Source organism: Paenibacillus xylanexedens (assembly GCF_007680605.1).
Classification (GTDB): Bacteria; Bacillota; Bacilli; order Paenibacillales; family Paenibacillaceae; genus Paenibacillus; species Paenibacillus xylanexedens_B.
This window is the reverse complement of record NZ_VEIO01000001.1, coordinates 3,104,268-3,120,086: the sequence shown is the minus strand read 5'-3', so window position 1 is coordinate 3,120,086 and position 15,819 is coordinate 3,104,268. Positions and strand designations below refer to the sequence as shown.

The following is a 15,819-nucleotide window of genomic DNA, read 5'->3' as shown; positions in this document are numbered from 1 at the left end:
ACGAAGACCATCCTATACATATAGAGAAGGAGAATGGAACATGAACGTACAATCACAAACGATCATCGACCAGATTCGTATTGTTGAATACAACGTTTCTTATGCCGCCAGCTTGGCAGACATGTGGAATCGAAGTAATGAGAGCTGGGGAGGCGGCACAAGGCAGAGGACAGAGGATAGCATTCGCCAGGAGATGGAGAACTCATCTCATTTACATGTGTTTCTGGCGGTTCATGAGGAAGAGGTCGTTGGCTTTTGCAGCTTTGCCAATTACCGTTTTGACGAGAATGCACTGTATGTACCACTACTTAACGTACGCCCGGACTACCACGGTTACAAGATTGGTCGCAATCTGATCCTAAAGGCAGTGGAGAAAACGGTCGAGGCCGGATGGCCGCGCCTGGATCTGTTCACATGGCCGGGCAATACGAAGGCGGTACCGATGTACAAGAAATGCGGTTTCTTTTGGGAGAAAAAAGACGATAGCGTACATCTGATGAATTTTATCCCGACCGTATTGCAGACCGAGGCGCTGGCACCCTACTTTGAAACATTGGATTGGTACGCTGACAGCACCCGTGAACTGGTAATCGAGCCGGATGGACGGCAGGAGCGTGGCTTCGATTTCTTGGATTATACGTGGCAAAAAGGGGAACTCTCCCTGCGGGCAACTTTTGAAAAAACAGGCCGCGGCTTGGCCGCTCTGGACACGCCGGACTACAGCATCCATACCGAAGTAGAACATCATGATCTGGTGTTTGGTTCGAGTTATCCCGTGCGTTATCATATCCAAAATAAATCCAATGTCGATCTTGAGTTCGAGATCAAAGGGCAGGACGACAAAAATATCCGTTTTGCCATGGACGTCGTGCAAACGTTGCAGCCAGGCGAAGCCATCACGGTAGAGGGAGAGTTTTACCTCGATCCGGTGAGCGAAGAACAGAACAAGAACAAAACACATCCCGTCATCTGTAGTGCTTGGCTAATTGGCGGGAGGAAAGCTCAGTTCCGTCTTGGCGTTCATCCTAAATTCCCGGCAAAGATTACGCCAGTTCTCCCCGTGAAGGAATTGTATCCGGCTATTCAGGCAGAGCTGATTCTGAACGTGGAAAACAATGTGGACGCGGAAACAGAATTTATTATGGAACTGCCAGGAGACGCATTTCTAGATTGGACAGAGCGTACCTTGCGCTTCAGAGTATCTGCAAAAGGCAAAAGATCCGTGTCCGTTCCGTTTACCCTGCATTCATATGGCATATATGCACAGAATGTGGAGATTACCGCTGTTCCGGCGGGGGGATCGGAGATTATTTTTACAAGAAAACTGTCTGTACTGATGAAGGGCATTGAAGGCAGGTATGGCGGTGAGGCGAACGGCCAGTGGATTGCGGTGAACGGCGCGTACTCCCTCCATATGAACAAACATGATAACGTCATGTGGATCGAATACCCCGGATCGCGTCACTCCTTCTGGTGGAATTATCCGAAGCTGGGAAAACCGTATTCGGAGGAATTGTCCCTGAAAGAAGCCAAAGAAGTACAGATTGTGGCTGATGGTAATCATCAGGTTATGGAAGCGGTCTATGAATTGGAAAATTTCCCGGGATTGCTGCTGAAGACAGTTGCCAAACTGTCCGCTAACGGAATAGCTACGTTCTCTCACGAGGTTGTGAATACACGTGATACGGCATGGGAAGAAGAGCTGTTCCTGATGGATCACTTCGGTTTCTTCGGCAATCGGCTCATTCTGCCTTATCAGGGTCGTTTTGTAGATATGGGGGATGATTATGCCGGTGATCCAAACCACTGGGATAGTGGGCAGATTACGGAGAACTGGTTGTTTTGCAAGGAAGAGTATGGTGCGTGCGGCATCTATTGGGACCCTTCACTGAAGCTGATTAAGCCCGAATATACGCTGGCATTACAGCATGAGCTGGGACGTTTGGAAGCGGGAGCTTCCGTAGCTACGAAGGAAACGGTATTTGCACTCAACACGTTTGCCAAGTGGACGGATTTCCGCGCATTCGCCCGTAAACAACCTAATGGGGTTATTCCGATGCTGGACAGTCATCTGGAAGTGACGTTGAATGATGGCAATCCATTTGCTCCGGAGGTGCTTCAGACTGCATTAGTTGAGCGTAAGCTTGTTCCTCTTGCGGGTACGCTGGAGCTTTACGTACAACAGGGGGGTGAATCGGAGGTTAAGGCTGGTACGCTAGCGTTTGATGCGGCAGAACATCTGGACTCAGCAAAGCTGGAGTTTTCGCTCAAGGACATCGGAACAGTAACGAATCTCCGTGACCTACAGCGTTCTGAGTTCCCAGACCGCCCAGACCAACGAGAGCACAGCGGTGGTTGGAAAGTCCGGGCTGTATATCGTGGAGAAGACCGCATTCAGGAGCGAACAGCCCTCTGGTTTCCACAGTCAAGGTCCGAAGTCCAGCAGAAAATTGAAGAGGGATCAGAAGGAGCAGGGACGTTATATACCGTAAACAATGGCGTGTTATCGATTACGGCTGATCCTGCATTCGGGGGGATTGTGCACTCTCTGCAAGTTCAGGGCGAGGAATGGCTGGATAGTTCATATCCTGAACCTGCCGCCCGTTCGTGGTGGAATCCGTGGTATGGCGGGATGGCTGTCGATATTCCGGGTATGAACGGATTTAGCCGTCAATTGGAGCAAACGAGTGTATCCTGGTCGGAGCAAAAGGATCAATTCGGGAATGTGTGGAAAGGTTTGAAGGTGACTACCCGCATTGAGAAACATGAGGCGAACCGGGGAATCACTGTTCATCAGCATTATCTGATGTTGCCTGGCGTTCCTGTACTCTGTACCTTGCTGGCTGTGACCAACAAGTCTGGTCTGACACGAGCAAATTATGCTCTTACAGAAGGTAGGTTCTTTAAACCTTCGGACGTGTATACGGAAGGTTGGGTCGAGCAACCGGGCCAAGACCGTTTTCCGCTCGGTAAAGTAGACATTGGCTTGCCTTTAAAAGATATTTTTCGGACAGGCTCGCTTTCACGTCAAAACATGCTGCATGCGGTGAATCGTTATCCGAACCAGAATGCCTGGGCGTTTGCTAACAATCTGGTGACAGGACATAACGTAACACACGAGCTTACGATACAAGATGGCGAAACCGTCTGGACGGAGCCGACTTATCTTGTTCTGGGGCCGATCCCGCTTCATACGATGGATATATATGATTTGTTAAAACTGAACTTTGTAACATCAACAAGCGAAGAGGAGGCCTCCGATGCCCATCATTGATATTCACATCCATCTATCGGATATCGACAGCTTTCACCGTACCGCAATTGACCTGTCCAAAGTAGACTACAGCGCGGCGGGTCTCAAGGCGGAGTTTGACCGAAATGAAGTCATTCTTGGCATCGGTATGGGGGTGAGTGAGCAGACGAAGGGAGCTTTTCCGGATTCCAGTTCCCCTAACCCGATGGGGCTGGATCTGGAAGAACAGATTCCATCGTTTCTAATGGAGTGTGTTGGGATTAATCCAAACAGACTGGTGGGTCGACAATCTCAAGACGAGCTGGACCGGATTGAAGCCAGATTACAATCGCCCGAAGTTGCTGGAATCAAGCTGTATGCGGGATATTATCACCACTATGTGTATGACAAAATCTATACCCCGGTCTATGAGCTGGCTGCAAAATACAATCTGCCTGTGGTTATCCATACGGGAGACACCTACTCCATGAACGGGCTGCTCAAATATTCCCATCCGCTAACGGTGGACGAGCTTGCCTTGCAACAACGAGGTGTAAACTTCATGATCTGCCATCTGGGTGATCCCTGGGTGATGGATGCGGCCGAGGTGGTGGCGAAGAATCCTAACGTGTACGCGGATTTATCGGGGCTTGTGGTGGGGGATCGTCCTCACTTCGAACGCTTTATGAACGAACCACTGTTCATGGATCACTTCCGCCGGGCTTTGGTTTATTCGGATCACTATGAGAAAATGCTGTTTGGCACCGACTGGCCGCTGGCTCCCATCGATTTGTATGCTGAATTTGTCCGCAGGCTTGTGCCGGAGCAGCATCATGAGAAGGTGTTTTACGAAAACGCATTTAGCCTGTTTCCACGTATTGATCAGCGTATTGCGAAGTCATAGCAACCCCCAAATAAGCTCTTGCCAATCGCTGGCAGGAGCTTATTTTCTTTTTCAATAAGAGAGAGCGCTGTTCATTGAGTTCGCTACCCTTCATTCCAATTTGTAATAAATTTAGATCATTAAAATTTTTTTTGTGCAAATGCTCCATACACTGTCAGATTATTGGCTCCCTACCGATATTAAATTATCAAATATTATATGGGTTCATACAAAATCAGGATGGATGGTGGAGGTATTCATGTTTTTTGCAAAAGCAGGACAGCGACTGAGAAATATGTCTTTTCGGGTCAAATTACCATTAATGATCAGTCTTCTCGTGTGTATCGTACTGACCGTAACGGCTGTGCTGTGTTATAAGATAGCTGAAGGTATTACACAGGATAAAAGTAAGGATGAAATTCATGCCAATTCGGATCGAATTGGGGCAGGATTGTTTACCTCTCTGCAGTTGTCTAAGCAAGCGGCATTTCTCATGACCAAACATAAGGCCTTTGAACAATTGCTTTCCATACGGAGTGCAAATGAAGGACAGGAAGCAAATACCTTTTTTGAGGAAAATCAAACTCTAATCAATGAATCTAATGATATCTTAGCCCAAAGCTTGGAAGGCATTGAGGGCGCCGTTGTGCTTATGCTGATTGATAAGAATGGCACGGTAGTCGCAGCGAACGACCCGAAGACCGTAGGCGGAGATCGCGCGGATCGGGGCTATTTTAAAGAAGCGATACAAGGGCGTCAGGTCATCAGTGAAGGTATTATTTCCAAAACGTTGGGTACATTGGGCACCGTTTTTGCCTCTCCGATGTATGATGAGAATCAGCAAGTAAACGGAGTGCTTATTGCCACGATATCCACTTCGTTTTTTGTGAACCAATTACAGAACGTCAAGATTAACGATGAAGGTAAAGTAATCGTTCTGGATCGGGTGGGTAAAGTGATGTACCACTCGGCAGATGCAAATCTGGCAGGGAAACCGCTGGAAACCGGGGAATACAAGTCTCTTGTAGATTTGCCTCCAAGTAATGAATTACAACAGGGCGAGGTAAGCACAGACGAGAAAGTAGTGTTTTATTCCAAAATTCCGCAATCGGACTGGACGATTATCGTTGAGGATTCCTACGTCGACGTCAATCAGCCATTAACAAGCATGGCAAATAAGATGTACATCGTTCTGTTCAGTTCGATAGCCTTCTCTGTCATTGTGGGTATTCTACTCTCACGGGTGATGACAAGACCGGTTACATCCATTACCGCACTGTTTAAACAGCTTGCGGGGGGAGATTTGACGGTACAGGCGAAGGAAAAATACAGCGGGGAGTTCAGCGAACTGGCGGATAGCTTCAATACGATGGCTGAAGGGAACAGACAGCTAATCGCCAGCATGAACGCTTCCATTGGTGTTTTGAATAAAAGTATTGCGGAACTGGATAAGTCTGCACAGCAGACAGCCGCATCGATTACCGATACCACGGCCACTGCACTTGAAATATCCCGTGCAATGGAGTCGCAGGCTAACGATACAGAGGCGATCGTTGATCAATTTATGAACGTGGGTAGCAAAATTGTAAATGTCAACGAGATGTCCCAGTCTGTCATGGCTCAGGCGGATGAAATTACCGATGCATTCCGGGATAATCATGAAGTGATCGATGCTCTCATCGCCGTTAATGATCGGAATGAAGCAGAGGTAAATAACATCTCAAAGATTACGGTTCAACTTGCAACGAGCTCATCCGGCATTCAACAGATCACAAGCACCATTGCCGAGATTGCAAATCAAACCAAACTGCTTGCGCTGAATGCGTCCATTGAAGCGGCACGGGCAGGAGAGCAGGGCCGTGGATTTGCCGTGGTGGCTTCCGAAATACGCAAGCTTGCAGAACAGACAACGGCACAATCCGAAGATATTCATCGCATCGTTATGCAGACGATTGAACATGTAGAGCAGAATAACCAGAGTGTACAGGCCATTGAGGCCATTGCCGAGCAACACAAGAGCAGTGTGATGCAAACCAAGGAAACCTTTAATTTTGCGACGCGAAATATGCAAAATATGATGAATCAGGTGCAGGCGATCGCCTCCGAGATCGAGTCCATTGAACGGGATAAGGACGAAGTCCTTGGCGCGGCACAGAACTTGTCTGCTTCTGGCGAGGAAGTGTCCGCATCCATTGAAGAAGTTACCGCCACCATGGAGGAGCAGTCTGGAATGACCGAGCATTTGGCCGAGCTGGTGCAGACCATCGATGCTTTGACCAAACAGCTCGCTGAGGAATCGGCACGTTTTAAAACGAGTTCGTAAGGATTGAATTTAAATGATATCCAAGTGTTTAGCAAAATAAAGATAATAGTAAACAAAAAACTCTATCATGTGGTTAATGATAGAGTTTTTTGTTTATAGAGGTAGTTCACCTGAACCTACATATTTATCTTTCTTACTATTCCATTTATAAAAGGCCACAGCAGTATCCCATCCCCCCTCAGGGGAATAATTCTTCCATGCTTGTATGATCTCACCTGATTTAGATATTTTAATATTCACATCACCAATAATAGATAGTTTCTTTTTAAGGGTTCCATCCTGGTACTTAAAAACAAACAGTTGAGTATTTGAAGGTGGATAGTCTAATGTGATCGCAACATGTTTCTCTTTGGATGAGATATTAAGTATATGGAAAGTAGGATCTTCTTCGCTATAGTAATTTGTATCTATAAGTACGATAACACCTTTAGAGTTGATGAGATAAAAATTTCCTGAGTCAGTGATCAGTAAATGTTCTTTCTTGTTATCTCCGTTTAGGTCTAGTGACTTACTGACCGTTACTTGCTCTCGCGGGAATTTCTTTTCTAACAGTGCCTTAGGAGTTTCAGTAGCAGCATCAATATAAGTGGGATTAAAAATTAATCCAAGCATTGCAATGGAACAGAGTAGGGCAAATATTTTTCTCATAATAGCTTCCTTTTTTAATTATTTTTCGTTCGCGTCACTGTCGCTAAACATCATTCCTATGCATCCGAACCCATCACAGTATACCTTATTCCATTTACTTCGGTTGATTCGTCAACTGTAGTCCAGTCGACTCCTTCATTTAAGATATTTATTTTTTTAATAAGTCTAACAAATACAATAACATTCCAATTCCTGAAACCAGTGCTATAATTCCTGAAACAAAATTACCTATTATAGATGTAGGGAATGAATTATTCTGTCCGAAGGGTTGTCCACAATTAAGACAAAAAAACGGCTTCTTTAGATATTCTATGACCACATGAATGACAAGGTTCCAAACTAGATTGTGTACCTTTAATAGCAAGGTAAATATTTCTGAACATCCTACCAAAGCAATGAATAGCCACATAAAACATTGTTAGAATGAAAACAGATTGTAATGTTGTCCCAAGTATAATTGCGATTTTCTGTTCCACTAATTTCTCTCCCCAACCTCTAATATGTAACATAAACTATTTAAAACTAAAGGTTTCAAATGTCTCAAGAAACTCAGACAATAGATAAAATCCTAACCCCATAGAAAAAAAACCAAAGATAAAACAACCAATGATAGAATTAAACAATCCACTGGCTCTTCCGTAATGTTCTCCACAATGTGGACAAACTATAGCAGAACTGGAAATTGAATTTTTACAGGTTCTACAAGGTTGCATTTTGCTATTTCTTCTACCAATTAACCGCCTGTAGATATTAACGAACATGGCAACGATGGATAGTAACCCAAGTGCAAATTCCAATATAATGAGACCTGCAAATAATAACATGCCAAACATTTCACTGATATTATGAATCATATATTTTCCTCCAACTTAGCAATGAACCATACAATAGTCTATCAGACCTAGGTATATTTTTCTACTAAACTTTGGGTAGTTAAAAGCCAATCCAACCTTTATGGATCGGCTTTTTGCAATTGGCGAAATTCATTATTTATCCTAAAGACCATTCCGTAGATTCAGACGTTACATTAGCTACATCCCGCAGATCATGTACCTTTACGTTGCTTCCGTAAATCATCGAATCACTGCTCAGCCGGAAGGAAGGGAAGTTATTTTCGGATTGCAGACGTAAACAGGATTCAAAGTGAATCTGTTGCTCTTTATTAATCACAAACGGAAGCGAACCTGCCTCAATAGGCACGTCATCACTGTCTCGTTCATTTAAGATCAGAAGTACCGTAATTCCATCACATCCGCAACCATCGGTATCATAAAACAATTTGAAAAAGCCGGGCCGGTCGCCCAGTTGCTCCATAAGTCGTGCTTCTGCTTGCGGACTCACTTGAATGATCATGGCGTCGTCACACTCCTTTGTTTCCCAATGAATTCGCTTACAATTTAATATATGGACCATAATTGCCGATTAGAATGTAAAATAATATATAGGGAAAGGGGAGATGCACTTTGGAAATACGGCAACTGAATGAAGATCCTATTGAACATTATGCATATTGGAATGCGATTCCTGGCGGTGAGGTCATTCAGGCTCAGCTTCCGATCTATCATGGGACATTAGATGGCTTGCCAGACGGCATCGATGCACTGATTGTCGCTTCAGATTTGCAGGGAATTGTACCTGTAATAGAGAAGGAGTCCGGTGCCGCCTCTGACACGGAGTCTATGGACAAGCTTTTGGGTGAGATGTTGCCTGCCTATATTCGCCTACTGATGGAGGTGGAGTGGCCTGAGCTCGATCCGCAGAAGACGGGTGTGCTGTTATGTGGAGATATGTATGCCCTGCGCGGGAAAAGGGGAGCGAGCGGCAATCCGGTTCCCGTTTGGCTTGCCTTCAAGCAAGCCTTCGGCTGGGTTGCCGGCGTTCACGGCAACCACGATATAACCGATGACGCAGACGCTCATCGGTTGCATCACAGCGAGGGCATCCATTGCATGGATGGCCCAGCTGCGATCATCAGCGCTGGCCGCCCACCGGGTGGCCTTGCGCCCCATGCCGCCAAGGCGCGCCAGCTGCGCATCGCGGGCCTTGGCGGCATCATCGGCCGGCCGGACAAGCCTAACCGGCAGCCGGCAGAGCCGTACTTGCAATCCGTGCGCAAGCTGCTGAAGCAGCAGCCGGATTGCTTGCTTTTGCACCAAAGCCCGGGCATCGCCGAGCTTGGGCTTAGGGGTGAACCGCTCATCCGGCAGGCCCTGGAGGCCGGGCCGGAGACGCTTGTGTTCAGCGGGCATACCCATTGGGATATGCCCTTGGTTCAACTGAGCAACGGCACACAAGTGGTGAATGCCGATAGCAGGCTGTTTATTTTCACATGCTAGGCATCTTGTAGAATGAAATGCATTTCATTCGTGATATCTTATCTGTTATGATAAGCAGGTAAATAGAGAAAAAAGGAAGGTTTCCCCCCTATGACATCGATCACCATATATGATATTGCGAAAGAAGCGAATGTATCTGTATCGACCGTCTCCCGGGTGTTGAATGATACGGCTCCGGTTCGTGCCAGCACGCGAGAGAAGATCATGTCGATTATCGAGAAACATCAGTTTCAACCGAACGCACAGGCACGCAGCCTGATCAAGAAAGAGACGGGCACCATTGCCATCATCTTGCCCGATATCACCAACCCTTTTTTCCCTGAAGTGTTCTGGGGGGCAGAGAATGAAGCACGTGGACTCGGGTATACGTTCTTCTTATGTAACACGGCGGGGGACTCTAACCGGGAGTCTGAATATCTCTCCATTTTGCGGGAGAAACGGGTGGATGGCATTATCTTTCTCGGCGGACGCATCAACTTGCAGGTCTGTCCGGATAACATGGCACAGGAATTGATGGATATGAGCAGACATATGCCCATTGTGCTGGTCAACGGTAACATTGCCAAGAGTGGACTTCACCGGGTATACACAGACGAGGGAGCTGGGGCAGCTATGGCTGCAGAGCATCTACTTGAGCTGGGGCATCGGGAGATTGCTTTTGTCGGGGGAATGAAGGAGTTATCTACAACGATGGTCAAGGTGAAAGCCGTACAGAAGAAACTACGTGAACATGGGCTTGAAATACCGAAAGAACGCCAGCTGTTAGGCGGTTTCTCCATTGACGACGGCAAGCGGGAAATGTCCAAACTTCTGGAGCAGGACAATCCGCCAACGGCAGTGATCTGTGTGAACGACAATAATGCCATTGGTGCGATTAAATCAACGATTGAGCATGGTTTGTCGATCCCGAAAGACATTTCGATCATCGGTTTTGATGATACACCGCTAGCGAGCGCCGTGATCCCTGAACTGACAACGATATCCCAGAATACGTATCAATTGGGCAAACAGGCCGTAGATGTGTTGCATGACCTGATAAACCAAGGCAAACCGAAGAAACAGAATGTATTGGAACCTAGGCTGATCATCCGCCAAAGTACAGGACCTGCCGCCCGTTAGTGGGCCGGCTTTTCAAAAAAAGAAAGCGTTGACATTTCTTTGAAGCGTGAAATATAATGAGGGCGTAAATGAGACCCTTTTCATCCTGTGGAACGGGTTTTAGTTTTCGACTTAATGAAACCGATTTCATGAAATGGGTTTCAAAAAAAGACCCGAATAACTCGAACAATTTCACACAATGGCCAACCTCAACTTAGAAGATCAATGGATCATGAAAGAAGGAAATCATGATGGCACATAATGCACAGCGTTTCAGGGGCAGAAGAGGTTTGGTGTTCGCAGGTACAGCCTTGCTTGCCTTGGTGGCGGTAGGAGGAATGGCTATCAATCATTATATGAATTCATCTCCCAAGACACTTGTATTTCAGGAAGACCCGGTGCATCTCAAGCTGGAGCAGTCGTACGATCATTTTGAAGGCTGGGGTACGTCGCTTGCTTGGTGGGCGAATGATCTCGGCGGCTGGAAGGATCAGACGAAGGTGGATGAGGTTATGGATCTGATATTTGACCCTGCCAAAGGTTTGGGGCTTAACATCGTTCGTTACAATATCGGCGGGGAAGAGAACCCGGAGATGAATGCGCTTCGTCCGGGCGGTGACGTCCCAGGTTTTCAGCCTGAGCCGGGCAAGTGGGATTGGGAAGCGGATGCGGGTCAGCGTTCCGTAATGCAGGGTGCGATCCAACGCGGAGTCAACATCACAGAGGCCTTCTCCAACTCACCTCCGTATTGGATGACGATTAGTGGCTCGGTCACTGGTGCCGAGGATGGCGGTAATAACCTGCGTGAAGATCAGTATGATGCGTTCGCCGACTATTTGACTGAAGTGGTGAAGCATTATCGGGATACGTGGGGCATTACATTTCGCACCCTTGATCCGCTGAATGAACCTTCTGCTAACTGGTGGAAAAAGGGGAATCAGCAGGAGGGCAGTCATTTTAGTACGGAGAAACAGGCCGAGATTATTAAGAAAACGGCTGCCTCGCTCCAAAGCAAAGGACTGGATGGCACGGTAATCAGTGCTGCGGACGACAACAGCATCGATGAGACCGTATTTAATTTCAGCCTGTATGACCAGGATACGATTGATGCGGTGAAGCAGATCAATACCCATTCATATAACGGTAGCAAAATGGGAGAACTGCGTGCTCTGGCTGATAAACTCGGCAAAAAGCTGTGGATGTCCGAATATGGCACCGGCGGCAGCGAGCCGCATAATCATGAGGACATGACCTCGGTACAGGAGCTGGCAGACCGAATCATGTTTGATCTCAAAATCATGCAACCGTCCGCCTGGGTATACTGGCAGGCTGTTGAAGACGAAGGAGCGAATAACAACTGGGGATTTATTCACGCGAATTTTAACGGAGATGAACAATACGAGATGACCAAGCAATATTACGGCATGGCTCAGTTTACGAAGTACATTCGTCCAGGTGCGGTCATTATTCCGACGGATGAAGGCAGAACACTTGCGGCTTATGATGCCAAGGCACAGCGGCTTGTGCTGGTGGTTCGGAATGAGCTGTCTGCGGAAAACAAAGCATTTGACCTGACCGGCTGGGATATTACCAAAACAGGCTCGGCCCAGGTGTACCAGACATCACCGGAGCTCAATATGCAGAAGCTGGAGGATATCCCGGTATACGCCAACGGCATTGAAGTGCCAACCGCAGATAACTCCATCACTACTGTCGTGCTTGAAGGTGTTCTGCCCTCTGCAGAGTAATGGCACAGAATAACAGCAATCTGCAAGTTATTCTGGCACCGGAGTGCGACGTGTGAACTTGAACGATCTGGTTTGAATGAATGATTTACACATTAACGGAGAGGGCAGAAATAACTGGAGGAAGCGGAGCGTTCGCATTTATCACCGGATTTTTCCCTTGAATAAGGGAATCAAAAAAATCTGGGGATAACAGCGATCTGCAAGTTATTCTGGCATCGGAGTGTTCCGTGTAAATATGTACTTCAATTGAGAGCGTTCTTTATCTATAAAAAGAGAAGGAGGGGATCGCGTTGACAGAACCAACATCCCTTTTGTTTCAGGAACAACAGAATAACAAGCTTGGCAACAATAATGATATTCAAACGGAGCTGACGTATGATGCGCGCAGCTTTTATCTTAACGGTGAACGGTTCTTCCTGAACAGCGCCACCATTCATTATTTCCGTATGCCGAAGGAAGAATGGCGTGATGTCTTGATGAAGGCCAAGCTTGCAGGCATGAACTGCATTGATACCTATTTTGCATGGAACGTGCACGAACCGGAAGAGGGACAATGGTCCTTCGAAGGCGATAACGACTGCGGTGCATTTCTTGATCTGTGTGCAGAGCTAGGTATGTGGGTTATTGCACGACCGGGTCCGTTTATCTGTGCGGAATGGGATTTCGGTGGATTTCCGTACTGGTTGGGAACGAAAGAGAATGTAAAATTCCGTGAAAATAATGAAACGTACCTTCATTATGTGCAGCTCTACTTTGATCAGATCATCCCTGTTATTCGTAAGCGTCAATTGTCTGCCGGAGGTACGGTTATCCTCGTCCAGGTTGAAAATGAGTACGGTTATCTGATGGATGATGAGGCGGCAAGCGCACATATGACCACACTTAGGGACGGGATACTGGAACGAGGGATAGACGTCCCGCTGATTACTTGCGTCGGTGGAGCAGAAGGTACCATCGAGGGGGCGAACTTCTGGTCTGGCGCAGATGGACATTATGCGAGCTTGCGTTCGAAACAGCCTGATACACCGAAGATCGTTACTGAATTCTGGACCGGCTGGTTTGAACATTGGGGAGGGCCTTCAGCAATCCAGAAGACGGCATCTCTACTAGACCGAAGAATCATGGAAATTTTGCGAGCCGGATATACGGGGATCAGTTATTACATGTTCTATGGGGGAACCAATTTCGGCGGATATGGTGGAAGAACGCTGGGTGACAGTGATATTTTCATGATCACATCGTATGATTACGATGCTCCGCTAAGTGAGTATGGACGCGTGACACCGAAATATGCAGTGACGAAAAACCTATCTTATTTTGTGCGTGCTTTTGGATCACTGCTGATGGAATCTGAGGAAATTGCTACTCAACAGATTCAGGTTCGCCATCCCGGTGGCATATCCGTACGCGGGAGACAGACGGGGCAAGAAAAAATCTGGTTCGTGGAGAGTCACAAGGATGAGCGTGAGACGGTGAACATTACGCTTGAGGAAGGCCGTACATTGCCGATATCGATTCATCCGGGACAGATTGTTCCTTTGCTGGATCGCGTGCAAATTGCTGAACAGGTGTACCTTACCGCAGGAGCGCTAATAACCGGTAATGAGATGATTAATGGAGAACTGACGTTGTTCATTACAGCAGACCGTGGACAACGCTCGGTGGTTGAGTTGGAACTGGATGAAAAACAGGACGCGACGGCAGGAGGATTGATCTTGAAAGAAAGCACGGTGCAAGTGCTGATTGAACAGGATGCGGGGAGAAATGCATATCGTTTTGACCTGTTTCATTTTCAAGAGCCAGGTATGGTGCGTTTCGAAGCTAATGGCACCGCCATGCGATTCATCATTCTGGATCGTGACACGATGAATCGCACATGGCGATTGGAAGCTCCCGATCACCAAAGCTTGCGTTATGCTATCGGTTTTGACGATGTGGATGTCACGGCGTCCGGGCAAGTGAAAGGCATGATCTCTGATCCCGAGCGTACAATGATGTTGCTGGGTGACTGGCAAGATGGCGAACAGACACGGACAGGGCGTGAGTTTTTTACTCAAAAAATGGAGGTACAGCCTGAATCGGCATCCATTGCAGTTGAAGATCAACCTGCTTGGATGATTCCTGCAGCGCCACTGGCTCCGGTGTTGTGCAAATCTCCTGAGTTCTCCCGTGTTACATTAACGGCAAAGCAACGCTCTGCGAGCGGGCATCCTATCGATTTTTCCGAGTACGGTCAGGACTTTGGCTATCTGTTGTATGAATGCGATTTTGATAGTAAGGTGGATGGAATGATGAATCTCGTGCTACCCAAAATACAGGATACCGCGAGAATTATCGTAAACGGTGTAGAGCAAGCGCTAGTGCGCCAGGTTGGAGCGGCGGCTGTCCCCATTCAGGTAACTCAGGGGCAGAATACGTTGCAAATGTTTGTACAGCATATGGGCCGACTGAACTTTTCTCCTTATCTTGGGGAACGCAAAGGTATAGCGGGAGAGGTATACCTTGGTGGGCAAGTGCAGGATATTCGCCGCGATTGGCAGATGGAGTCAGAGACAAATACAGAAAAAGAAACTGGAATTATTCATTTGGATGAAGTGAACTCCATTCCGGGAGGAACCGTGCTTCGTCGAAGTTTTACGCTGGATGGTATGGATCGGGCTATACTTGTGGGTGCTCCGAGCAAAGGTTTGCGTATTAACGGCATTGAAATTCCGATGCCTGCTTATCAGGACTGGTTTGCTTTCCAGACGCTGGATCTATCCGGCTACGTGAAGCCTGGAGTTGTAAATACGCTTGAGATGCCATATAGTCGGTCACCACTCAATCGACTTGAGCTGATTACTTATCGGCATGAGGGGGAACTTCAGGATTGGCGAATGGCTGGTACGGATGCGCTGCTTCCAACGTCTTGGGAGTCATATGGTCTCTCCGGGGATACGCCAGCAGTGACTTCACCGGGCGCTTCATACGGTCAGCCGGTATGGTATCGTTGGCGTTTTGCCAAACCTGTCACAGCCGAACATCACAAGGTCAACCTGATGCTTCGCATGACGGGCATGAGCAAGGGAACGATCCATGTGAATGGTCATCATCTGGGTCGATACTGGCAGATTGGACCACAGGAGGATTATAAAATTCCGGTTGCCTGGCTGAAGGAAGAGAATGAACTACTCATTTTTGATGAAGAAGGCAGAACACCCGAACGGGTACGATTGTTGCTGGATGAGATGTCACGATATCCGTGGGTCATGGCGGGGAAATAGTAAATAGCAACTAAAAATAACATGTAGAAATAAAAGGAAAATATAGAAGTGGGAATAGAAGTAAGAATAGAATTTAAAATTAGAAATCTATTCAGAGCCAGCCATGCATCTAAGATGTATGCAATAGAGCAAGTATAAATAATATTAGATAACGATAGCCATAGGTGTTAGCAACAGCCTTAGACTGTAGGAAATTGCCTCTCATTCTTATATATACCTGAATCATAGGAGAGTTTGGTATAGATAGCGACTCTTGATTCAAACTGGTTCTATATGAGAATGAGGGGA

10 protein-coding genes are annotated in these 15,819 nt (G+C 47.0%); 7 read left to right on the top strand and 3 right to left on the bottom strand.

All coding sequences use genetic code 11. The features are described 5' to 3' along the window. Window positions 1–40 precede the first annotated feature (40 nt). The 3 genes from FS818_RS13785 to FS818_RS13775 all read left to right on the top strand — a co-directional run bounded on the left by FS818_RS13785 (window position 41) and on the right by FS818_RS13775 (window position 6,438). Window positions 41–3,274, top strand: coding sequence for a GNAT family N-acetyltransferase (locus FS818_RS13785; RefSeq protein WP_145332540.1), 3,234 nt, complete (start codon window positions 41–43; stop codon window positions 3,272–3,274). Next, window positions 3,261–4,136, top strand: a complete 876-nt coding sequence (locus FS818_RS13780; RefSeq protein ID WP_145332538.1) for an amidohydrolase family protein — start codon at window positions 3,261–3,263, stop codon at window positions 4,134–4,136. The genes FS818_RS13785 and FS818_RS13780 overlap by 14 nt, the downstream gene beginning before the upstream one ends. 238 nt (window positions 4,137–4,374) lie before the next feature. Next, window positions 4,375–6,438, top strand: coding sequence for a methyl-accepting chemotaxis protein (locus FS818_RS13775; RefSeq protein ID WP_186375478.1), 2,064 nt, complete (start codon window positions 4,375–4,377; stop codon window positions 6,436–6,438). Window positions 6,439–6,531: 93 nt separating this feature from the next. On the opposite strand, the gene FS818_RS13770 is transcribed toward FS818_RS13775, so the two are convergent. The 3 genes from FS818_RS13770 to FS818_RS13760 form a co-directional block, all read right to left on the bottom strand. Beyond that, the gene (locus FS818_RS13770; protein ID WP_145332534.1) at window positions 6,532–7,086 is read right to left on the bottom strand and encodes a hypothetical protein; all 555 of its coding nucleotides are present in this window, start codon (window positions 7,084–7,086) and stop codon (window positions 6,532–6,534) included. A gap of 512 nt (window positions 7,087–7,598) precedes the next feature. After that, a complete protein-coding gene (locus FS818_RS13765; protein ID WP_145332532.1) occupies window positions 7,599–7,940 on the bottom strand; it encodes a zinc ribbon domain-containing protein in 342 nt (113 codons plus the stop codon). Between the two features lie 136 nt (window positions 7,941–8,076). After that, on the bottom strand, window positions 8,077–8,439 hold the full coding sequence (locus FS818_RS13760) for an iron-sulfur cluster biosynthesis family protein (RefSeq protein ID WP_145332531.1): 363 nt from the start codon (window positions 8,437–8,439) through the stop codon (window positions 8,077–8,079). A 110-nt stretch (window positions 8,440–8,549) separates the two neighbouring features. Here FS818_RS13760 and FS818_RS13755 point away from each other — a divergent pair, with 110 nt between their 5' ends. From FS818_RS13755 to FS818_RS13740, 4 genes are all read left to right on the top strand, one after another. Further along, window positions 8,550–9,422, top strand: coding sequence for a metallophosphoesterase family protein (locus FS818_RS13755; protein WP_145332529.1), 873 nt, complete (start codon window positions 8,550–8,552; stop codon window positions 9,420–9,422). Between the two features lie 90 nt (window positions 9,423–9,512). Then, complete coding sequence (locus FS818_RS13750) at window positions 9,513–10,541, top strand: LacI family DNA-binding transcriptional regulator (protein WP_145332527.1); 1,029 nt, start codon at window positions 9,513–9,515, stop codon at window positions 10,539–10,541. A 230-nt stretch (window positions 10,542–10,771) separates the two neighbouring features. Then, window positions 10,772–12,268, top strand: a complete 1,497-nt coding sequence (locus FS818_RS13745; RefSeq protein ID WP_145332525.1) for a glycoside hydrolase family 30 protein — start codon at window positions 10,772–10,774, stop codon at window positions 12,266–12,268. A 290-nt stretch (window positions 12,269–12,558) separates the two neighbouring features. Further along, entirely contained in the window at window positions 12,559–15,531 is a 2,973-nt protein-coding gene (locus FS818_RS13740; RefSeq protein ID WP_145332523.1) for a beta-galactosidase, read from the top strand. Window positions 15,532–15,819 lie beyond the last annotated feature (288 nt).